Annotated in this window: 18 protein-coding genes; 5 read left to right on the forward strand and 13 right to left on the reverse strand. The window is 68.8% G+C overall.

The window, feature by feature from the left end; all coding sequences use genetic code 11:
- Positions 1-16: 16 nt before the first annotated feature.
- Positions 17-442, reverse strand: a complete 426-nt coding sequence (locus tag NTM_RS26275) for a hypothetical protein (protein ID WP_104863741.1) — start codon at positions 440-442, stop codon at positions 17-19.
- A 30-nt stretch (positions 443-472) separates the two neighbouring features.
- On the opposite strand from NTM_RS26275, the gene NTM_RS26280 reads away from it, so the two are divergent.
- Entirely contained in the window at positions 473-667 is a 195-nt protein-coding gene (locus tag NTM_RS26280; protein ID WP_104863740.1) for a hypothetical protein, read from the forward strand.
- A gap of 77 nt (positions 668-744) precedes the next feature.
- Positions 745-2622, forward strand: a complete 1878-nt coding sequence (locus NTM_RS26285; RefSeq protein ID WP_232079846.1) for a DUF1214 domain-containing protein — start codon at positions 745-747, stop codon at positions 2620-2622.
- Here NTM_RS26285 and NTM_RS26290 read toward each other — a convergent pair whose 3' ends face one another.
- Positions 2623-3555: a DUF808 domain-containing protein gene (locus tag NTM_RS26290; RefSeq protein WP_104863738.1), complete on the reverse strand. Its 933-nt coding sequence runs from the start codon at positions 3553-3555 to the stop codon at positions 2623-2625.
- Positions 3556-3698: 143 nt separating this feature from the next.
- Between NTM_RS26290 and NTM_RS26295 the strand changes: the two genes are divergently transcribed.
- The gene (locus NTM_RS26295; RefSeq protein WP_163769058.1) at positions 3699-4136 is read left to right on the forward strand and encodes a hypothetical protein; all 438 of its coding nucleotides are present in this window, start codon (positions 3699-3701) and stop codon (positions 4134-4136) included.
- Positions 4137-4141: 5 nt separating this feature from the next.
- On the forward strand, positions 4142-4837 hold the full coding sequence (locus NTM_RS26300; protein ID WP_104863737.1) for an HAD family hydrolase: 696 nt from the start codon (positions 4142-4144) through the stop codon (positions 4835-4837).
- Here the strand turns inward: NTM_RS26300 and NTM_RS26305 are convergent.
- From NTM_RS26305 to NTM_RS26335, 7 genes are all read right to left on the reverse strand, one after another.
- Positions 4821-7664: an MMPL/RND family transporter gene (locus NTM_RS26305; protein ID WP_163769060.1), complete on the reverse strand. Its 2844-nt coding sequence runs from the start codon at positions 7662-7664 to the stop codon at positions 4821-4823. The two genes, NTM_RS26300 and NTM_RS26305, sit on opposite strands and share 17 nt — an antisense overlap.
- 126 nt (positions 7665-7790) lie before the next feature.
- Positions 7791-9311 carry a fatty-acid--CoA ligase FadD4 gene (gene fadD4 / locus NTM_RS26310; RefSeq protein ID WP_163769062.1) on the reverse strand — a complete coding sequence of 507 codons (1521 nt, stop codon included), beginning with the start codon at positions 9309-9311 and terminating at the stop codon, positions 7791-7793.
- A gap of 2 nt (positions 9312-9313) precedes the next feature.
- The gene (locus tag NTM_RS26315; RefSeq protein ID WP_163769065.1) at positions 9314-10339 is read right to left on the reverse strand and encodes a spirocyclase AveC family protein; all 1026 of its coding nucleotides are present in this window, start codon (positions 10337-10339) and stop codon (positions 9314-9316) included.
- Positions 10336-11340, reverse strand: a complete 1005-nt coding sequence (locus NTM_RS26320; RefSeq protein WP_104863734.1) for an LLM class flavin-dependent oxidoreductase — start codon at positions 11338-11340, stop codon at positions 10336-10338. The genes NTM_RS26315 and NTM_RS26320 overlap by 4 nt, the downstream gene beginning before the upstream one ends.
- Before the next feature lie 5 nt (positions 11341-11345).
- A complete protein-coding gene (locus NTM_RS26325; protein ID WP_163769067.1) occupies positions 11346-12200 on the reverse strand; it encodes a mycofactocin-coupled SDR family oxidoreductase in 855 nt (284 codons plus the stop codon).
- A gap of 26 nt (positions 12201-12226) precedes the next feature.
- Positions 12227-13786, reverse strand: coding sequence for a class I adenylate-forming enzyme family protein (locus tag NTM_RS26330; RefSeq protein ID WP_232079847.1), 1560 nt, complete (start codon positions 13784-13786; stop codon positions 12227-12229).
- Entirely contained in the window at positions 13765-14925 is a 1161-nt protein-coding gene (locus tag NTM_RS26335) for a thiolase family protein (RefSeq protein WP_163769068.1), read from the reverse strand. The genes NTM_RS26330 and NTM_RS26335 overlap by 22 nt, the downstream gene beginning before the upstream one ends.
- A gap of 50 nt (positions 14926-14975) precedes the next feature.
- Here NTM_RS26335 and NTM_RS26340 point away from each other — a divergent pair, with 50 nt between their 5' ends.
- Entirely contained in the window at positions 14976-15413 is a 438-nt protein-coding gene (locus NTM_RS26340) for a Zn-ribbon domain-containing OB-fold protein (protein ID WP_435405111.1), read from the forward strand.
- On the opposite strand, the gene NTM_RS26345 is transcribed toward NTM_RS26340, so the two are convergent.
- From NTM_RS26345 to NTM_RS26360, 4 genes are read right to left on the reverse strand one after another with little or no spacing between them, the layout of a single operon-like run.
- Positions 15406-17574, reverse strand: a complete 2169-nt coding sequence (locus tag NTM_RS26345; protein ID WP_163769071.1) for an acyl-CoA dehydrogenase family protein — start codon at positions 17572-17574, stop codon at positions 15406-15408. The genes NTM_RS26340 and NTM_RS26345 overlap by 8 nt on opposite strands.
- Positions 17538-18974, reverse strand: a complete 1437-nt coding sequence (locus NTM_RS26350) for a phosphotransferase family protein (RefSeq protein ID WP_163769072.1) — start codon at positions 18972-18974, stop codon at positions 17538-17540. Before NTM_RS26350 ends, NTM_RS26345 begins: the two co-directional genes overlap by 37 nt.
- Complete coding sequence (locus tag NTM_RS26355) at positions 18971-19831, reverse strand: enoyl-CoA hydratase-related protein (RefSeq protein WP_163769073.1); 861 nt, start codon at positions 19829-19831, stop codon at positions 18971-18973. Before NTM_RS26355 ends, NTM_RS26350 begins: the two co-directional genes overlap by 4 nt.
- Entirely contained in the window at positions 19831-21102 is a 1272-nt protein-coding gene (locus NTM_RS26360; protein ID WP_104863726.1) for an FAS1-like dehydratase domain-containing protein, read from the reverse strand. The genes NTM_RS26355 and NTM_RS26360 overlap by 1 nt, the downstream gene beginning before the upstream one ends.
- Positions 21103-21106 lie beyond the last annotated feature (4 nt).

The raw sequence follows: 21106 nt of genomic DNA on the forward strand, positions 1-21106 counted from the left end.
CGGAGTGTAGGTGAGCCTAACCTGCCAGCAGCAGCACGCCGGCCGTGACCAATGCGACCACCTTGACCAGCTCAAGCGCGACGTAGACGTAGTGCGCGCGCGACCTGGGCCCGTCCGCACCCGCGAGCACCTGATCTGAGCGGCGGGTCAACGCGGGACGGACGAACACGACCTGGCCGATCAGCATCGCCGCGGCCACGACAGCCGCGACCCACGTGCCCGGCGACGCGCCGCCGACGGCCAGCCCCGCGGCCACGACCACGGCCAGCACGGCCTCGCACGTGTTCAACGCGCGGAACACCAGCCGGCCGATCCCCAAACCGAGCTGCAACGTCACCCCGGGTGCGCGGAACTTCAGCGGCGCCTCCAGGAACGAGATCGCCAGCACCATCCCCAACCAGACCCACGTCGCCGCGACGGCGACCGCCAGAGCTGCCTGCATCAGCCGGAGCTTAGGTGACATCGTGGGTCCATGGACATGGACCGGGTGGCCGAACTGCGGCGCTGGGAGGACTCCGGTGCGGTGTGGCGGGTGGTCGGGCGCACCGCGACGACGCTGACCGTGGCGCTGGTGACCTGCGACGGCGGCGAGGAGGTCGGCCGGTTCACCAGCAACGACCCGACACTGCTCGCGTTCGTCGGGGAACGTGCCTCCAACCTGGACTGACTCCGCCGAAACGGCGTGCGCGCGACGGCGGCGGGGCTACCGTACGGGTCGGGAGGGACGCACGGAAGGACAGGCCCTTGGCAACCAGGCCCGCACCACCGGCCGGCCCGGTGTCCACACACGCCCGCTTCATCGGACGCGTCGGCGCACTCGCCGTCGGACTGGGCATCGGGGCGGCGATCGCGCAGAACTGCGCCGTCGCCGCGGCGGAGGACAGCCCCGGTGCCGCTGCGTCGACCTCCTCGGCGCCGTCTTCCTCGTCGTCCTCGTCGGCCTCCTCGGCGGAGATCGGTCCGCGCAAACCGCAGCGCGCGGCCGTCGACGCGGCGCGGACAGCGCGCTCCGGGCGAGCCGGCGACACCGCCGAGTCCGCGGCCCGTCCGGCCACCCGCGGGTCCGGTTCGACCCGGGGTCGGGTCGACAGGGAGATCGACGCCGAGGCGCCCGACGGTGACGAGGCGATCCCCGAGAAGGACCTGCCCGCCGAGCAACCCGAGGTTCCCGTGACCGCGGCGGCCGAGTCCACGACCCCGGCCACACCGGCGAAACCGCCGCCGACCCAGGACACACCGGCCCCGTCGACCAGCCCGCTGGCCACCCCTGAACAGCTCGAGGCCGAGCGGATCGCGGCCGCGACGGTCCAGACCTGGCCGGTGCGGCTGATGAAACTGGTGCTGCGCGCCGGCTGGCTGGCCACCGCGCAGCGCGAGTACAGCGAGATCGGCGGGGTGGACGCCGAGAACCGGGCGCAGCTGAAGCGCGCGGTCGACGAGTACGCCCTCGGTGCCGCGTTCCAGCAGCAGCTGCTCAACCCGATGCAGCCGACGGTCGTCACACAGGTCGCCCCGCCGCACACCTGGGGCGGACAGCACGTCGCGGGGTCACGGATCCTCTACGACAACCCCGACACCGTCTACCGGTTCATGGGCGTGAACATGACCTCCACCTACGTGATCCGCGGCCGGTTCACCGCCGAGATGCCCGCCGACACCAACTTCAGCGTGCTGACCGGGCTGTCCGGGATCACCGCCGACAACCTCAGCGGTCGCGACCTCGTCGTCGACGAGGACGGCTCGTTCACCATCACCGTCAGCGGCCAGCCGCCCGCCCCGGGGCAGCGCAACCATCTGCAGCTGACCGCGGACACCACGCTGATCGCGGTGCGCAACACGCTGTCGGACTGGACCACCCAGCCCCCGATGACGTTGTCCATCGAACGGCTGTCGGGCCCGCGCAACAGCTTGTTCAGCCAGCTCGGCGGCTTCGCGATCCCCGGCCTGGGGCCCGCGGTCACCAAGAGCCCGCTATTGACGGCGCTGGTGTCGGCGCTGCCACCGATGACGCGCACCCCGATCCTGCTGCGCGGCGCGTTCACCGCCGTGGTGATGGCGCTCGGTCTCGGCATGGAATCCAAGTACATCAAGGTCGCGACCACCGACCCGGACACCGGCGAGCGGACCGCGCCGAACACGTTGCGCCCGCCGACCCGGAACGCCGAGTTCCTCGCAACCCAACTGCAGAGCGCCGGGTATTTCGACCTCGCCGACGACGAAGCGCTCGTCGTCACCGTCACACCGGGCAACGCGCGGTACTTCGTCGTGCCGGTGACGAACCTGTGGACCATCACCGACAACTACTGGGACGCCCAGACCAGCCTCAACAATGCCCAGGCCGTGGCCAATCCGGACGGCAGCTTCACGTTCGTGCTGTCGCCGACCGATCCGGGCGTGCGCAACTGGGTGTCGACGGGCGGCCTGAACCGGGGCACCGTGTCGATCCGGTTCCAGGATCTGGATCTGAGCTCGCCGGTGACACCGACCGTGACGGCGCAACGGGTGACGCTCGACGAGCTGGCCGCGGTGCTGCCGCCGACGACGCCGTACGTCACCGAGGAGCAGCGTCAGGAACTCCTCGCGATCCGGAAAGCGGGCTTCGGGCAGCGCTTCCCGGTTTGATCAGTGCTTCTTGCCGAACGGCAGGATGTGCACGATGCCGGCCACGATCGAGCCGACCACCAAGCCGATCACCGCTGAGGCGGCGGTGTTGACCAGCCAGGCCAGGATCGCCCCGGCCCCGGCCACGTGGTGGACCAGCTCCTCGGCGTGGTGCACCAGCGAATACGGTCCGTGCCAGCCCAGTTCGTCGGTGCCGACCAGCAGGATGTGCCCGCCGACCCACAGCATCGCGACGGTGCCGATCACCGACAGCGCGGAGAGCAGCTTCGGCATACCGGCCACCAGGCCGCGGCCGATCTTGGCGACGAAAGCCGACGACCGCTGGGCCAGCCTCAGCCCGATGTCGTCCATCTTGACGATCGCCGCGACGACGCCGTAGACCGCGGCGGTGATCACGAGCGCGACGATCAACAGGATGATCAGCCGCGGTATGAACGGCTGGTTGGCCACCTCGTTGAGGGCGATGACCATGATCTCGGCGGACAGGATGAAGTCGGTGCGGATCGCGCCGGTCACCATGAACTTCTCGGCGTCCTGACCCGCGGCGGCCGGTGCCGCGTGGGCGTCGTGGCCGCCCTTGGAGAACATCCCGAACACCTTCTCGGCGCCCTCGAAGCACAGATAGGTCGCGCCCAGCATCAGGATCGGGGTCAGCAACACCGGCAGGAACTGGCTCAGCAGCAGCGCCGCGGGCAGGATGAAGATGATCTTGTTGCGCAGCGAGCCGATCGCGATCCGCTTGATGATCGGCAGTTCCCGCTCGGCCGCCAGCCCGTGCACGTACTGCGGGGTCACCGCAGTGTCGTCGATGACCACCCCGGCTGCCTTCGCGGTGGCCCTGCCGGTCGCCGCGCCGATATCGTCGATCGACGCGGCAGCCAGGCGCGCCAGCATGGCGACGTCGTCGAGAAGCGCGAAGAGGCCCCCACTCATCGGGGACTCGCGTCGGCGGTCATGCCCGAAGGGTACAACGACATACCGGGGCGATACCGCGTCCCAGCCGGGTTGCGGCCGCGACGTTTGGGCATCCGGGCCGCGGGTAAAAGCCGAGGGTTCCTCGACAGTCAGGTTGATCAATGAACTCTCCTATGAGAAGAACCCTCATCGCCTCGAGCGGGGCGGCCCTGCTGGTGCTCGCGGTCGGCTGCGGCGGCAGTGGCGGCGACGAATCCACTACGACATCCACCACGACGACATCCACCACGACGTCGGAAACGAGCGAGACCACCACCAGCGTCGTCACCACGACGATGACGCCGACGGGCGAACCCATGCCGACGGGCGAGCCCGCTCCCGGTGAGGCCCCCGGTGGCGGCGGGATGATCCCCGGCGGTCCCACCGGCAGCGGCGGACCCGAAGGCGGCGGCGGCATGATCCCCGGCGGACCCACCGGCAGCGGCGGACCCGAAGGCGGCGGCGGCATGATCCCCGGCGGACCCACCGGCAGCGGCGGACCCGAAGGCGGCAGCGGCATGATCCCGGGTGGGCCGACCATCAACATTCCGGCGCCCTGACCGGCGTGAGCGAAAACGTCGCTCCGGCCGTCCTTTTCGACATCGACGGCACCCTGGTCGACTCCAATTACCTGCACGTGTACGCGTGGCTGCGCGCATTCGACGAGGAGAAGCTGCCCGTCGAAAGCTGGCGGGTGCACCGGTGCATCGGGATGGACGGCAGCACGCTGGTGCGCAGCCTCGCCGAAGACGCCGGTGAGGACGTGCTGGACCGCCTCAAGGATGCCCACAGCCGGTTCTACAAGGAGACGACGTCGCTGCTGGCCCCGTTGCCCGGCGCCCGCGACCTGCTGCGGCGGGTCGCGGGGGCGGGGCTTCAGGTGGTGCTGGCGACGTCGGCCCCCGAGGACGAATTGGCCATCCTGCGTGAGGTTCTCGACTGCGATGACGTCGTGGCGGCGATGACGTCGTCGTCCGACGTGGACACCGCGAAGCCCCGACCGGACATCGTCCACGTCGCGCTGGAACGTGCCGGGGTGAGCGCCGCGGACGCGGTGTTCGTCGGCGACGCGGTGTGGGATTGCGAGGCCTCGGCGCGGGCCTCGCTGCCGTCGATCGGGCTGCTCAGCGGCGGTGTGTCGCGGGGCGAACTGCGGGAGGCCGGTGCGTCGGACGTCTTCGAGAACGCCGCTGACCTGTTGGCGAACCTGGATTCGACGCTGATCGGCGATCTGGCCGCGCGGCTCACGAACCGGACGTAGCCACCGGCCGGATGCGGGCCAACCTGCGCTGCGACGCCGCGCTGCGCACCCGCTGCGGCCACCAGAACCAGCGGCCGAGCAGCGCCGCCACCGCCGGGGTCATGAACGAGCGCACGATCAGCGTGTCGAACAGCAGACCCATCGCCAGCGTCGTGCCGACCTGCGCCATCACCTTCAGGTCACTGAACGCGAAAGACGCCATGGTGAACGCGAATACGAGTCCGGCCGACGTCACCACCGAGCCGGTGCCCGCCATCGCGCGGATGATGCCGGTCTTCAGCCCGCCGTCCAGTTCCTCCTTGAACCGCGACACGAGCAGCAGGTTGTAGTCCGAGCCGACAGCCAGCAGCAGGATCACCGCCATCGGCAGCACCATCCAGTGCAGCGGCAGACCGATGATGTGCTGCCACACCAACACCGACAATCCGAACGACGCGCCCAGCGACAGCACGACGGTGCCGACGATCACCGCGGCCGCCACCACACTGCGGGTGATGATCAGCATGATGATGAAAATCAGTGTGGCCGCGGCGATCGCGGCGATCAGCAGGTCGTAGAACGCGCCGTCGCTCATGTCCTTGTAGGTCGCGGCGGTGCCGGCCAGATACACGCGCGACCCCTCCAGCGGAGTGCCCTTGATGGCCTCCTTGGCGGCGGTCTTGATCGGCTTGACCCGCGAAATCCCCTCCACGGTCGCCGGATCGCCCTCGTGGGCGATGATGAAGCGCACCGACTTGCCGTCCGGGGAGATGAAGTTCTCGATGCCGCGCTTGAAGTCCTCGTTGTCGAAGGCCTCCGGCGGAAGGTAGAACGAGTCGTCGTTCATCGAGTCGTCGAACGCCTCGCCCATCGCGTCGGAGTCCTCGGACTGCGACGCCATCTGGTCCTGCATCCCCCGCTGGCTCTGGTACATCGTCAGCATCATCGACTGCATGTTGCGCATGGTCTCGATCTGACTGGGCAGCAGTTCGATCAGCTGCGGCATCAACGCGTCGAGACGTTCCAGATCCGGGATGAGTTCGGTGATGTCCTCGGTCAGCGGGTTGATGCCGTCGAGCGTGTCGAAGACCGACCGGACCGTCGCACACACCGGAATGTTGTAACAGTGCGGCTCCCAATAGAAGTAGTTGCGCACCGGGCGGATGAAGTCGTCCAGGTTGGCGAGGTAGTCGCGCACCTCGGTGATGTCGACGGCGGTCTTCTTGGTCTTGAGGACCATGTCGTGGGTGGTGGCCGACATCTGGGTCATCACGCTCTGCATCTTCGTCATCGTCTCGACGTTGGTCTGCATCGCGTCGGCCTGGATCAGCATGTCGGCCATCCGGTCCTGCATGTACTTCTCGTTGAGCCGTTGCGTGGTCCCCCGCATGCTCATCTGGAACGGGATCGTCGTGTGCTTGATCGGTTTACCGTCGGGCCGGGTGATCGTCTGCACCCGCGCGACCCCCGGCACCCGGAAGATCGCCTTCGCGATCTTGTCGATGACCAGGAAGTCGGCGGGGTTGCGCAGGTCGTGGTCGCTTTCGACCATCAGCAGCTCGGGATTCATCCGGGCACTGCCGAAATGCTCGTCGGCGACGGCGTAGCCGATGTTGGCCGGGGTGTCCGTGGGCAGGTAGTCGCGGGCGTCGTAGTTGGTCTTGTACCCCGGCAGCGTGACCAGGCCGACCAGTGCGAGCGCCAGCGTCGCGACCAGCACCGGGCCCGGCCAGCGCACCACCGACACGCCGATCCTGCGCCAGCCGCGCGAACTGATGCTGCGCTTGGGGTCGAAAAGCCCGAAGCGGCTGCCGATCACGATCACCGCGGGGGCCAGGGTCAGCGCCGCGAGCACCGCGACGAGCACGCCGACTGCGCACGGCACGCCCATCGTCTGGAAGTACGGCAACCGGGTGAAACTCAGGCACAGCATCGCACCGGCGATGGTCAGCCCGGAGCCGAGCACGACATGGGCGGTGCCCCGGAACATGGTGTAATACGCGGTCTCCCGGTCCTCGCCGGCTCCGCGCGCCTCCTGGTAGCGACCGATCGCGAAGATCGCGTAGTCGGTGCCCGCGGCGATCACCACCAGCGTCAGCAGGCTGGTCGCGAACGTCGACAGCCCGATGATCTCGGCGTTGGCCAGGAACGCGACGATGCCGCGCGAGGCGCCGAGCTCGGCGAACACCATGAACAGGATCAGCACCATGGTGACCACCGACCGGAACACGATCAGCAGCATCAGCGCGATCACCCCGATCGTGATCAGCGTGACCCGCAGGACGCTCTTGTCGCCGGCGTTGTGCTGATCGGCGATCAGCGGCGCACCCCCGGTGACGAACGCCTTGATCCCGGGCGGCGCCGGGGTCGCGTCGACGATCTCGCGCACCGCGGCCACGGCGTCGTTGGCACGCGGCTCGCCCTGGTTGCCCTGCAGGTACACCTGGACGTAGGCGGCCTTGCCGTCGGTGCTCTGGGCGCCGGACGCGGTCAGCGGGTCACCCCAGAAATCCGCGACATGCTGCACGTGGGCGGTGTCGGCTTCGAGCTTGTCGATCAGCTCGTCGTAGTAGCGGTGCGCGGCGTCACCGAGCGGCTGGTCGCCTTCGAGCACCACCATCGCGCTGCTGTCGGAGTCGAACTCCTCGAAATTCGCCCCTACGCGCGCCATCGACATCATCGACGGGGCGTCCTTGGGACTCATCCCGACGGTGCGGTCTTCGCCGACCTTCTCCAGCGACGGCACCGCGACATTGGTGACGACGGTCAGCAACACCCAGGCCAGCACGATGGGCACCGCCAGGATGCGGATCATCCTGGCGATACCGGACCGCCCCGCTGCTGTCATTCCCCGCCCCCGACATCGGCCCGTCAGAAGCCGCGGGCGTGACACTTCACGCGACACTTGTAGTGTCGCGTGTCATACATCTAGTCCGTCAAACCTTTCGCTGTCAATGCGGGTCTGACAGCTTTTTCACAGGCTGTGGTGCGCGATGAGGTTGCGTTTGTCGAGCTTGCCGACGGCGGTGCGGGGTAGCTCGGCTGCGAACGCCAGCGACCGCGGACATTTGTAGTGTGCAAGCCGGCCCCGCAGCCAATCCATCAGTTCGTCGGCGAACGCATCGGTGGCCTCGGCCGGGTCGAGCGCCTGCACCACGGCCTTCACGGCCTGCCCCATCGTGGCATCGGGGATGCCGAACACCGCGGCGTCGAGGACCCGAGGGTGGCTGATCAGGAGGTCCTCGGCTTCCTGCGGGTAGATGTTCACCCCGCCGCTGATGATCACGTGGTGGCGGCGGTCGGTCAGGTACAGATAGCCGTCGTCGTCGAGGTAGCCGACGTCGCCGACGCCGACCCAGCCGCGGTCGTTGTGCGCGGCGGCGGTCTTGACGGGGTCGTTGAGATAGGAGAACGATCCCGCGCCCTCGAAGTAGATGTCGCCGGGAGTCCCCGGCGGAAGTTCGCGGCCGTCGTCTCCGACGACGTGCGCGATGCCGGCCAGCGGACGGCCGACCGACCCGGGATGGGCCAGCCATTCGTCGGCGCGGATGAACGTGACCCCGACCCCTTCGGACGAACCGTAGAACTCATCGACGATCGGACCCCACCAGTCGATCATCCGTCGCTTGATCTCCGGTGGGCACGGCGCGGCGGCGTGCACCACGCGCCGCAGGCTGGACACGTCGTAGCTTTCGCGCACCGCGGCGGGCATCTTGAGCATCCGCACGAACATGGTGGGGACGAACTGGCCGTGGGTGACCCGGTGGTTCTGGATCGCCTCGAGTGCGACCACCGGATCGAACTTGTCCAGCATCACCACGGTCGCGCCGAGCGCCTGCGCCGACATCGACCAGAACGATGGCGCCGTGTGGTACAGCGGCGCCGGGCTCAGATACACCGCGCGGTCATCGACTCCGATCGCACCGAGCAGCGGTGCCAGCATCACGGCGGCCTCGCGCGGGGAACAGGCCGGCAGCGGCCTGCGGATTCCCTTCGGTTTACCCGTTGTTCCCGACGAGTACTGCAGCAGGTCGCCTTCGCGCTCGTCGGGCAGCGGCGTGTCCGGGCGGCCCGCCACGCAGTCCGGGTAGCGCTGCCACCCGTCGGCGTCAGTGTCGGCGATCAGCCGCAGTGCCGGCAGGCCGCGACGCAGGTGCGGTTCGAGCGCGACGCAGACGTCGCGCAGCGTCCGCGACGCGACGATGGCCTTGGCGCCGCAGTCGTCGACGATGTGGGCCGCCTCGGCCGGGGTCAGGTGGGTGTTGATGGTCGCGTAGTAGAGCCCGGCCCGGCGCGCTGCCCACAGCACGGCGTGGGTGTGCTCGGAGTTGTCCATCAGCACCGCCACCACGTCGCCTTCGCGCAGTCCGGCGGCCCGGAAGTGGTGCGCCAGCCGGTTGGCCGCAGATTCCAGCTCCGCGAACGTGATCCGGGTCCCGGACGGGTACATGATCAGCGCCGGCCGCTCCGCGTCGGCCCACTGTCGGATCTCCACGGTTACGCCGGCGGCGGGCAGGGTGGATTCGGATCGATGCCGCACATGCCGTGGTGGACGTAGCTGGGCACCGTCTCGGCGGGCTGGACGTCGGCGTGCATGTTGACGAAGTTGAAGCCCAGCATGAACACCATCATGATCAGGTTGAACACCGCCGTCAGCGCCAGGATGCGGATCATCGGAAGCCATCTGGTCGGCCGCAGCGTCTCGATGCCCTTGTCGGTGATCATCAGACCGTCGTTGTCCCGGAAGCAATAGATGCCGATCGACAACACGGTCACCACACCGCCGAAGAAAATCCCTTCGTAGAGCGGGAACTGATGCAGGGTGCCGGGGAAGATCGACCAGTCTTCGTTGACCCGCAGGTAGTGCCACGCGCCGATCCGGTGGAAGAACTGTTCGAGCGTGATGCACAGGAATGTGAACAGCCCGATCATGAACACGATGACGCCGGCCCTGTTGATCCGCGGAAATCGTTTGCGCACCGTCTCGATGAGCTTGTCGATGCCCATGATCGCCAGCGGGGTGAGCACGATGTAGCTGGCCAGGAAGTAGATGATCGGCTGCGGGTTCTCCGGACCCTTCTCCACCCAGCCGGGGATGAACTCACCCCACGTACCCATGTTGAAAAAGCCGCCGTTGTAACCGAACACCGGTCGTACCGCGTTGACCCCGACGTCTTGCCAGGCCGCAAGTAGCCACGCGAACACGAACACCCCGAGCGTCGGGAATTGCCGCTCGCGGCGCATCGTGCGGATGATGAACCAGAACAGGCCCGCCCCCAGCACCAGGCAACCGATCTCCCAGAACCGGATCCAGGCCATGGTGGAGCCTGGGATCTCGTCGGGGCCGTTCGGCGGCGGCGCGAAGCTGTCGGAGAATATCCAGCGTAGGTACACGTAGGCCTGGAAGACCACGAACACCGCGCCGAGTCGGGCGAGCCAGACGATCGGCGGGGAATCCTTGGCGCCCGTCCAGAGCCGGTCGAAGTCCTCCGACTCGGCTCTGGTGCTCTGGTCTGCGGTCACAACAGGGCTCCCATCTGTCCGAAGAGTTCGGCGATCTGCGTGCCGTAGTGGTGGCGGCGGCGCGGGCTCACCAGAAAACCTGGTGGAGACGCGAATCCGAGGCCGGGCAGGCGGCGGCGCGCAGCCAGCATGTCCCGCGCCTGATCGAGGTCACCGCAGACGGCCATCGCGTGCAGCATCTCGTCGGTGACGTGGTCGCCGAGGTTGCGTGGGTTGCCGCCGCGAAACTCAGCGCGGATCGCGGCGACCTCGTCGTGCCAGCCGTGAAGATCGACGAGCGCGTCGTAGGTTTTGACGGTCAGATAGAAACCGATCTGGCGCTTGGCCTCCTCGACCGCGCGCCGCGGGTTCTCGTTGTCGATCGCGGTGATCACCCAGCCCCAGCGCAGCAGGCCGGCCGGGTCGCGCCCTGCCCGCTCGGCGCCGATCCGCAGCTGCGGGTCGACGACCTCGTCCCACCATCGGTCGGTGAACAGGCCGTGGCCCAGGATGCCGTCGGCCACGGCGCCGACGGTGCGGATCATGTGGACGTTGAACGCGCCCAACAGGATCGGTACGTCGATGGGGCCCATCACCGGGGCACGGATGTCGGCGTCGATCGAGTAGAAGTCGCCGGAGAAGCTGATCTTCTGGTAGTCCTGTGCGTCGAGGAAGGCCCTGATGCAGATGACCAACTCAGCCATCCGTCGTGCCGGATGGGAAGAGTCCACGCCGAACCAGTCGCGGTTCATCCTCGCGGTGCCCGCGCCGAGGCCGAGGAAGATCCGCCCGGGCGCGATTTTGTTCAGGTGGCGCACCGCCGCGGCATGCACGAACGGGGACCGGGCGAACGCGTAGGCGATTCCCGGCCCGGACCGGGCTCTGGTGGTGGCGTGCGCCATCTCGGAGGCCGTCACGTACGCACCGGCGTCGGCGAACTCGCCGGCACAGAACGCCACGGCGCCGGCATCCTCGCAGCGATGCGCGAGTTCGGCTCCGGGCCAGGGCATTCCCCAACGCATTGCGGTCAGAACTTCAGCGTGGCGCCGGCGTCGACTTTGAGCTGGACCCCGGTGACATAGCGGGATTCGTCGGACGCCAGGTAGGTGACGGCGTGCGAGATGTCGTCGGGCTCGACGTACGGAATCGGCATCCCCTGCATCATCGGGAAGACCAGAAGCGCGTCGTCGAGTGCGGGATGCTCCAGGTCCGGGCGGAACATCTTGTACATCGCCTCGTTGTGCAGCATGTCGGTGTTGACGTTGGTGGGGTGGATGACGTTCGCGCGGATCGACTGTGGAGCCAGTTGCCCGGCCAGTGCCATCGTGTAGCGGTCGATGAAATGTTTGGCGAGGTTGTATCCGGCGCCGCCTGCGCCCTGCGGACCCATGGCGCCTCCCGGGCCGGCCTTCTCGGCCAGCAGACCGGCCACCGAACCCACGGTGATGATCGACGCGCCAGCCGAAAGGTATTGCAGTGCAGCGTGGACGGTGTTGATCACGCCGACGAAGTCCACGTCGAACGCGTTGACGAACGCACCGATCGGCAGATCGTTGCCGAGCGGGCAGATGCCGGCGTTGGCGACCACCACATCGAGCCCGCCCAACTCGTCGACCGCGGACGCAAGCGCTGCCTCGACGGCGGCACGGTCACGGACGTCGACCGCGGCCGACGCCACGCGGTGCCCGGACTTCTCGACCTCGCGGCAGGCCTCGCCCAGATCGTGCCTGCGCGCCAGCGGATAACCGTTGTGTTCGATGTCGCCGCAGACGTCGAACAGGATGATGTCGGCGCCCTCCTCGGCGAGCCGCACCGCGTGCCTGCGGCCCTGGCCGCGGGCTCCCCCGGTGACCAGAACCACTTTGCCCTCTACCCGGCCCATGCCTGTTCCTTTCGTCGCCTGCCTCGTCAGTGGTGTGCGCCGAGCCGTTCCCGCAGAACATGTTTCTGCACCTTGCCGCTGGCAGTGCGCGGCAGCTCGGGAACGATCACGATCCGTTCGGGGGTCTTCTGCCGGGCCAGCCCGGCAGACGCGAAATGCTCTGCGGCGTCGGCGAGCTCGAAGTGCTGACCGCCGTTGAGGACGACGAACGCGCAGACCCGTTCACCGTAGGTCTCGTCGGAGGCGCCGACCGCCGCCGCCTCCGCGATCGCCGGGTGGGTGCTGAGCACGTCCTCGACTTCTTTGGACGAGATGTTCTCGCCGCCACGCACGATGATGTCCTTCTTGCGGTCGGTGATGGTCAGGTAGCCGGCGGTGTCGAGGCACCCGACGTCCCCGGTCCGGAACCAGCCGTCGGCCAGCGCAGCACGGGTGTGCCCGGGGTCGGTGTAGCCGTCGAACAGCTCCGGCCCTCGGGTCCAGATCTCGCCCGGGACGCCGGGTTCGACGTCACGGCCGTCGTCGTCGACGATGCGGACCTCGGTTCCCGGGGTGATGCGGCCGTCGGTGTCGGCACGCTTGTCCAGCGGATCCTCGGGCCGACCCGAGCTGATCGTGGGATGTTCGGAGGACCCGTAGCAGCGGAAGGCCCCGATGCCGAACCTCTCGGCTCTGCGGATCAGCGCGCCGGCCACACCGGCTGCCCCGGTCGTGTACTCGGTCAGACACGACAGGTCCAGCCCGTCCCGTTCGGCGACGTCGAGAATCCCGCCGAGGTGGATCGGCGCACCCGCCGAGGCCCCGACCCCGTGGCTGGCGATGAGCCGGGCAGCCTGTTCGGGGTTCCACGCGTCCATCGTGACCGTGGTGCCGGCACGGCAGAACATCCGCAGGATTCCGAGGGTGCCCGCGATATGGCCGGACGGGAACACCGACAGCATCGGCATCTCGGACCGGTGCCCGCGCATCTCGTCCATCGACGCCATCTCGCCGAGCAGCCCGGCGTGGCTGTGCTGCACCCCTTTCGGCTGCGCGGTGGTGCCCGACGTGTACACCAGCAGGCAGCGGTCCCGCGCAGTTGTCGCGGCGGGTGCGAATCCGGGTGCGGTGGAGTCGGCGAGCTCGCCGTAGGACACCGTGCCCGGCAGTGAGACACCGGTCAGGACCACGGTGTCCAGGCCGGGCACGTCGGCCAGTGCGGCCAGGGTTGGGCCGACATCGCGGTTCCGGATACTGCGCGCCAGGATGATCGCCTTCGCCCCGGACTGGCCGGCGATGAACGTGACCTCGGCGGGCCCGTAGATCGGCACGATCGGCAATACCACCGCACCGCACAACCAGATCGCCGCGTGCGCGGTGAAACACTCCCTCCGGTTCGGCAGCTGCACCGCGACCACGTCGCCGGCGCCTACGCCCAGGGCCCGCAGACCCGCTGCGACACGACAGCTTTCGTCGAACAACTCACCGATCGTCGTCGACTCCGGCGCGGTGTCGCTGTTGATCACCACCCGGGTACCCGGGGCGGTGCGGACCGCCTCGGTGATCTCGTCGCAGACGGTGCCGGTCAGCATGTCAGCAGCACACATCCGGCGATCGGACCGCCACCCGCCGACACCACCGCGACCTCGGGACGGGTGGGCAGCGCGGTCGGACCCGCGAGTCCGCGCAGCTGCCGGCATGCCTCGTGCAGCACCCAGTAGCCGTGCATGCGGCCCGCGGACAGCTGGCCTCCGTAGGTGTTCAGCGGCAGCTCGCCGTCGAGCGCGATGCGGTGTCCGCCCTCGACGAACGGACCGGACTCGCCCTCACCGCAGAAGCCCAGCGCCTCCAGCCAGGACAGCGTCAGGAAGCTGAAACCGTCGTACAGTTCGGCCACATCGACATCGGCGGGGGTCAGTGTGGTCTTCGACCACATGTCGGCCGCCGCGTCGGCGGCGGCCATGGTCGGATAGTCGGGGCGCCGGGTCCAGCCGCCCGCACCGGAGGCACCGCCGTACGCCTCGACGGTGACGGCGCCGTGCGGGGCATCGGCACGGTGCCCCGCGGCCGACACCACGATCGCGATGGATCCGTCGACCGGGACGTCGCAGTCGAGCAGCCCGAACGGCGACGAGACCGGCCTGGCCCCGAGATAGTCGTCCATGGTGATCGGATCCCGGTACACCGCAAGAGGATTGCGGCCGGCATTGCGGCGGGCGGTGAGCGCCAGCCACCCGAGCTGCTCCTTGGTGGTGCCGTAGCGGTCCATGTGCCTGCGGCAGTGCATCGCCAGCCAGTTCGCCGCGGAGTACGCGTGCGCGGCGAGCAGGTGCCCGATCTCGGGATCGGACATCACGCTCGGGCCGCCCTTCGATGCCGGCGACGGGCTGTCGGGCTTGGAGTCGATGGTTCCGCCGATCATCTGCACGGTGCGGTAGACCAGCACATGACGAGCGCGGCCATCGAGCACCGCCTCGCAGGCCAGGGCGACCGGTTCCAGAAGCCCACGAGGTCCGAAGGGTGCTGCGCGGTCGGTGACCGCGGCGATACCGAGGTGCGCGGCAGCGTCGGACGGCGGCACGTCGCCGAGCGAGATCACATCATCGATGTCCGCCGGCGTGAGGCCGGCGTCGGCGATCGCGGCGGCCGCGGCCTGCTCGGTCAACTCGATGGCCGGAACACCGGTGCGCCGGCCGATCCGGGAGATACCGGTGCCCGAGATCACCGCCCTGGCGTCGCCTGCCACTACGTTCGCCTTCCGCTCATCAAATCGCTTAATGAGTGTACTATTACACGGTGACGCAGACACCGATTTCCGGCATTCCGCCCAGGATCCTTCCCGAGATCGACGACACGGCACGGCAGTACTGGACGGCAGGCGCCGACGGCCAGTTGCGGATCGCGTTCTGCGCGGCCTGCGCTCGTCATGTTCATCCGCCCCGGCCCCGATGTCCGGACTGCGCAGGCATCCTCGAGTTCCGCGTGGTGTCCGGCGACGCGACGTTGTTCACCTACACCGTCGCGTATCAGCAGTTCAATCCCTCTGTACCAACGCCTTTCGTGATCGCGCTGGTTGAGCTGGCCGAGCAGCCGGGGCTGCGGCTGGTCACCAACATCGTCGATTGCGACCCCGAGGCGCTGGTCTGCGGCATGGCGCTGCGGGTGCGCTTCGAGGAGCAGCGGCGCGGCGACACAACGGTGTTCGTGCCGGTGTTCGCGCCGCCACTCACCTGAGCAACGGGTCACGCGGCAGGCCGAGGATGCGTTCGGCGATCTGATTGCGGGTCACCTCCGAGGTACCGCCGGCGATCGTCATCCCGCGGGAACCGAGCACCAGCAGGCCCGCCACCTTCGCCGGCGGGGCGAGCAGCGCGACGTCGGCGCCGAGAAGTTCGGCCGACAGCGCGGCCCGATTCACCACGTGCTCGGCGATCAGGAGTTTCGTGACGTTGCCCTCCGGACCGGGTTCCCCGCCCGCCACGCTGCGCGCGGCGCGCCGCAGGTTCAGCAGCCGCAGCGCGTGCTCGTCGGCGAGGAACCTGCCCGCCCGCTCGGGCGCGCCGGCGATCCGGTCCCCGAAGCGCTGGGTCAGGTCGACGATCGCGCTCACGGCGCCCCGGCCGGCCGACACCCCGCCGCCGCCGATGCTGACGCGCTCGTTGCCGAGCGTGGCGCGGGCGACTTTCCAGCCGTTGTTCGGCGTGCCGACCACATCCTGATCGGGGACGAACACGTCGGTCAGGAACACCTCGTTGAACTCCGAGGCCCCGGTGATCTGCCGCAGCGGCCGGACCTCGACTCCCGGTGCGGACATGTCGATGATGACCGTGGTGATGCCCGCGTGCTTGGACGCGCCCGGATCGGTTCGTACGGTGGCCAGTCCGAGCTGGCAGTGCGCCGCGCCGCTGGTCCACACCTTCTGCCCGGTGATCGTCCAGCCGCCGTCGACGCGGATCGCCTTGGTCGCCACCGCCGCGGCGTCCGAGCCCGCGCCGGGTTCGGAGAACAGCTGGCACCACACCTGGTCGCCGCGCAGTGCGGGCTCGACGAACCGCTCGATCTGGTCCGCGGTGCCGTGCTGGATCAGGGTCAGCACCACCCAGCTGGTGATCCCCAGGTCCACCCGCTTGACCCCGGCGGCGGCCATCTCCTGTTCGATCACCAGCTGTTCGACCGCATCGGCGGCCCTTCCCCACGGCTTCAGCCAGTGCGGCATCAGATATCCGGTGCCGATCATCCTGTCTCGCAACGCCTTCGGATCGAGGTCCGCCCAAGTCGCGATCTCGGCGCGGATATCCGCGCGAAGCGCCTCGGCCTCCGGGGGCAGGTCGATCGAGTTCCGTCGCACCACCCCGTCGGCGGTGAGCCCGAAGACGTCGGCCGGCGCCTGCCTGCCGCCGAACAGGCCGCGCAGCGTCAGTGCCCGGCGTAGATGCAGGTGTGCGTCGTGTTCCCAGGTGAACCCGATGCCGCCGTGCACCTGGATGTTCAGTTCCGCGTTGTGCACGTACGCGTCGAAGGCGAGGCTCGCCGCACACGACGCCATCAGCCGGAACTGGTCCTCGTCGTCGGCGGCCGCCCGTGCGGCGTCCCACACCGTCGCGGTGGCCGACTCCACAGCGACCAGCATGTTGGCCAAATGGTGTTTGATCGCCTGGAACGTGCCGATGGTGCGGCCGAACTGCTCCCGCACCTTCGCGTAGCCGACGGCGGCCTCCAGGCAGTCCTGCGCTCCGCCAACGGCTTCCGCGGCGGCGATCGCACGGGCGTAGGCCAGTGCCAGTGCCGCCGCGCCGGGTAGCAGGTCGTCGTCGGCGATCGCGACACCGTCGAGGGTGATCCGTCCCGACGGGCGGCTCGGGTCCAGGTTGGGCGGTACGTCGATGGTGACCCCGGGGGTCGACGGCGTGACGACGACGACGTCCTCACCGACGGTCAGCACCAGCAGGTCGGCCGATCCGGCGCCGAGCACCACCCCGGCCGCGCCGGTGAAGCGCTGCCCCTCAGCGGCGATGTCGCCCGCGGTCCCGACGGCGGCCGTCACGGATCCGTCGGCGAGCGACGGAAGCCAGCGCTGCCGCTGTGCATCGTTGCCCGTGGCGGTGATCACCGCCGAGGCGATGACCGTCGGCAGGAACGGACCGGGCGCGACCGTGCGCCCGAGTTCCTCGACCACCACCAGTAATTCGGGTAGCCCGCACCCCGATCCGCCGAACTCTTCGGGCACGTGCAGACCCAGCCAGCCCAGTTCGGCGGTCTCGGCCCAGAACGGCGGCCGTGCGTCACCGTCACCGTCGAGCAGGCCGCGGGTGGCCGCGCGCGCGGCACGGGCGGCGAGGAAGGAACGGACGACTCCGGCTAGTTCGCGGTGGTCGTCACTGATGGCGATTCCCAACGGTCTCGGCCTCCTTCTTCGGCGGGATGGGTCAGGGGTGGCCAGGTGCGCCGGGCCAGTGCACCCGATGCGGTCCGGGTCAGGTAGTCGTCGCGTTTGATGCCGCGCCACACGACCGCGACGTAGTCCGCCTCGGAGATGGCGCCGCGACCGGCCGCCTCGGCGAGCGCGGCCCTGCCCTGAGGCACCGACGCCGGTGTCGCGCCGAGCAGCGCCGCGATCTCGGCGATCTCGTCCGCGTCGACGATCGCGCCGGCACGGTCCACCTCGGCGAGGTATTTCACCAGCCGCGCAGCACCTTTGACGTAGCGCTGGGCCAGCGCATCGGAGGTTCGGTCGACCGACGCCGACAGCGCCGCGGCCGTCGCGTCGTAGACATGGGAGTACTGCGAGGCGGTGTCGTCGACGGGCAGGTCGACGTGCACCTGCGGGATGCCCACGACGTGCGCGAGCGCCTCCACCAGCAACCGGCGGTGCAGCATGCCGTAGATCAGGCTGTTGCCCGCGTCCGGGGAGCGCGGCGGCACCGAAGCCCTGGTATCGATGCTGCCCGGGCTCATCGACGCGAGCCTGGTCTCGGCGAACAGCCGGTAGTACCAGACCCGGTCCTCGTCGATCGGGTGACCGGACAGCTGTGCGTACTCGGCCAACCGCGCCGGAAAGTCGGTGAAGGTGTCCTGCACCGTGCGTAGCGACAGCCATGCGATGTCGTCCATCGGATCGCCGAAATGCGCGAGCTCCCAGTCGACGATCGCGGTGACCTCGCCGTCGGCGTACATGAAGTTGCCCGGCCCGGTATCCCCCTGCACCATCACCGCGGGCCCACCGTAGTCGGGTATGTTGCGCTCCAGCCAGTCGATGCAGAACGTCAGCAGCGGAGCGGGTTTCGGGTGGGCGGCGACACGGCCGCGCATCGCGGCGATCTCGTCACGGACGTGCCCGGCGACCGGACCAGCGGCCCCCAGGCTCGGGATCGTCAGGTCCGCGGCGTCGATGCGGTGCAGCGCAGCAAGTTTCGCGATGAAGTCTCGGGCGGTGCGGACCTGCTCGTCGGGGTCCTTGATGAGCCGGAACCAGGTCTCGCCGCCGACACGTTCGAGTAGCACAGCCTGCCGCTTCGGATGGGCGGCGATCACCTTCGGCACGGTCACCCCGTGCCGATGCAGTTCGGCCATGATCTCGGCTTCGACCTGCAAGGGGTGAAACGCACTGTGCGGGTCCGGCTCTCGCGGGTCATAGCGCAGGAACAGCTCACGGCTTCCAGCGCCGGTGTGCGCGTCGACGAACCAGGCCTGCCTGCTGGCCCCGCCGGAGACCTGGATCAGGGTGAGATCATCGGCGCCGGTGACGTCCGCGATCCACTGCCGGACCTCGCCGGTGACCTCGGGACGCTCGCTCATGTCAGTTCGCCTTCTTCGCGGCTCACGTCTCTTCGCGTCTTCGACGCGGTTGCCATCCACGCCCTGACCGCACGCCGGTGTTCCTCGGTCAGGCTGCAGCGCACCATCCGCTCGCTCTCCGGCACAAGCGCCTCCGCCAACGGAAGTCGTTGCGCATCCACGACATTGGCTTTGGTCCCGGCGAACGCATAGGTCGGACCCGCCGCGATCACGCGTGCCCAGTCCATCGCCGCGGCGGCGAGGTCGGCGTCGTCGACGACCCGGTTGACGACCCCGAGGCCCAGCGCGGTGTCGGCGTCGACAGGTTTGTCGGCGATCAGCAGCTCAAGGGCCTTCGCCGGTCCGACCAGCCTGGTCAGCAACCACGCACCGCCGAAGTCGCCGGAGAACGCCAGCGCGGCCCAGCCCGGGATCAACCGCGCGGAACGCGCCGCGATACGCAGGTCGGCAGCCAGCGCGATGCTCATGCCTGCGCCGACGGCCGCCCCCGGCAGCGCGGCCACCGTGATCTTCGGCATGGTGTGCAGCAGCGTCACGATGCGTGCGTTCTCCGCCAGAAGTCCGGCACGGTGCCGGATCTGGGCTTCGCGGTCGCCGTCAGGCAGTCCCCGCGCGGATCCGCCGTCGCGCACGTCACCACCGGCACAGAACGCGGTGCCGGCGCCGGTGAGCATCACACACCCGACGTCGTCGTCGGTCGCGAACCGCTCCAGTAGCCGCGGCAGTACCTCGTACATCTCCGGATGCAGCGCGTTGCGCCGCTGCGGCCTGTTCAGGGTCAGCACCGCGACACCGTCGGTGACCGCTGCCAGCACGGTGTCGGTGCCGGTGTCCAATTGCACGGACTCGGCCCGCATCACCGATTCGTACCGCGGGCCAGTTCGTTGTGCCGGGCCATCATCGCGACGGATTTGCGGCGCAGTTCCTCGTCGGGTTGGGGTAGCACGACCATGCCGAGCTCACGGCTGGGCAGCGCGACGGTCGCGGTGGCCGGCGCGGTGACCTCACCGCGTTGGCTGGTGGCGCGGAACTCGACGTCGACGACGCCGTTGCCCTTCTCGACGCGCTTGCCGACGACCTCGCCGGTGATGAACTGTGTGTCGCCGATGTAGTTGAACTTGCGCATCTCGTCGTGCTGGCGCACCAGCCAGCCGTCGTCACCCATCCAGTCGGTGAGGTAGTGCGTCAGCCAGCATTCCCGCATGATGCCGTAGTCGTAGGCCATCGGATTGCCGATCGACTGGGACCATTCGTTCTCCCAGTGCAGCCGCTGCGCGACGTCCGGGATGCCCGCGGCGTTCTTGATGTAGAACTTGGGCACCCGCTGCCGGTTCTTGTAACCGACCCGGGCACCGCCGATCCCGTACGGCCCGAAGCCGTAACCGCCGGCGTGGAAGCTGATCATGTCGGTCAGCGTCAGCGGGCCCTTGACCATCTTCGGCAGCGCGTCCCCGACCGCGACGTCCTCCCACCACCGCGGTTCGGCGCCGCGCGGCCCTTCGGCGGCGTAGATCTCGTCGATTTCGGCGATCTGCTCGTCGGTGTAGCTGGCCGGTGTGAGATCCATGTACTTGCCGCGTTCCCGCGACTTCTTGCGTTCGGTGGAGATCAGGATCGTTCGCTCGATCGCGACGATCTCGGCACGCTGGTTCACCCGCACCGCGCGCCGCACCCGGATCACCGAGCGCCCGGCGTACTCGCTGGTCTTGACCTCCGTGGACTCCATGCCGCCGAATCCGTACAGCACGTCGCCGGGGCGCACCGGCTGGTACCACTCGGTGTCCTGGCCCGACACGAACAGATGGATGCCGGAGAACAGGCCCCTGGTGGCCTTGCGGATGTCCTCGGGGATCGGGTCGCCGAGCATCTTGCGCGACAGTGAGCTGTGGATCATCGGCGGCGCGATCGGGCCGCCCCACCGGGTGCCTGCCGCGTAATCGGGGTCCACGTAGAGCGGATTGTCGTCGCCGTAGCCGATCGCGAACTGGCGGATGGTGTCGACGCTGCACTCACGGTGGTGCTCGTCGATGCTGATCGGCGCATCGATGCCCAGCAGCAGCTTGGACCGCTCGATGTCCTCGTCTTTGATCGCGTGGTCGAAGTCGTGGGTCTGGTCGGTCTGTGTCATCGTC

This window comes from Mycolicibacterium parafortuitum, from assembly GCF_010725485.1.
Lineage (GTDB): Bacteria > Actinomycetota > Actinomycetes > Mycobacteriales > Mycobacteriaceae > Mycobacterium.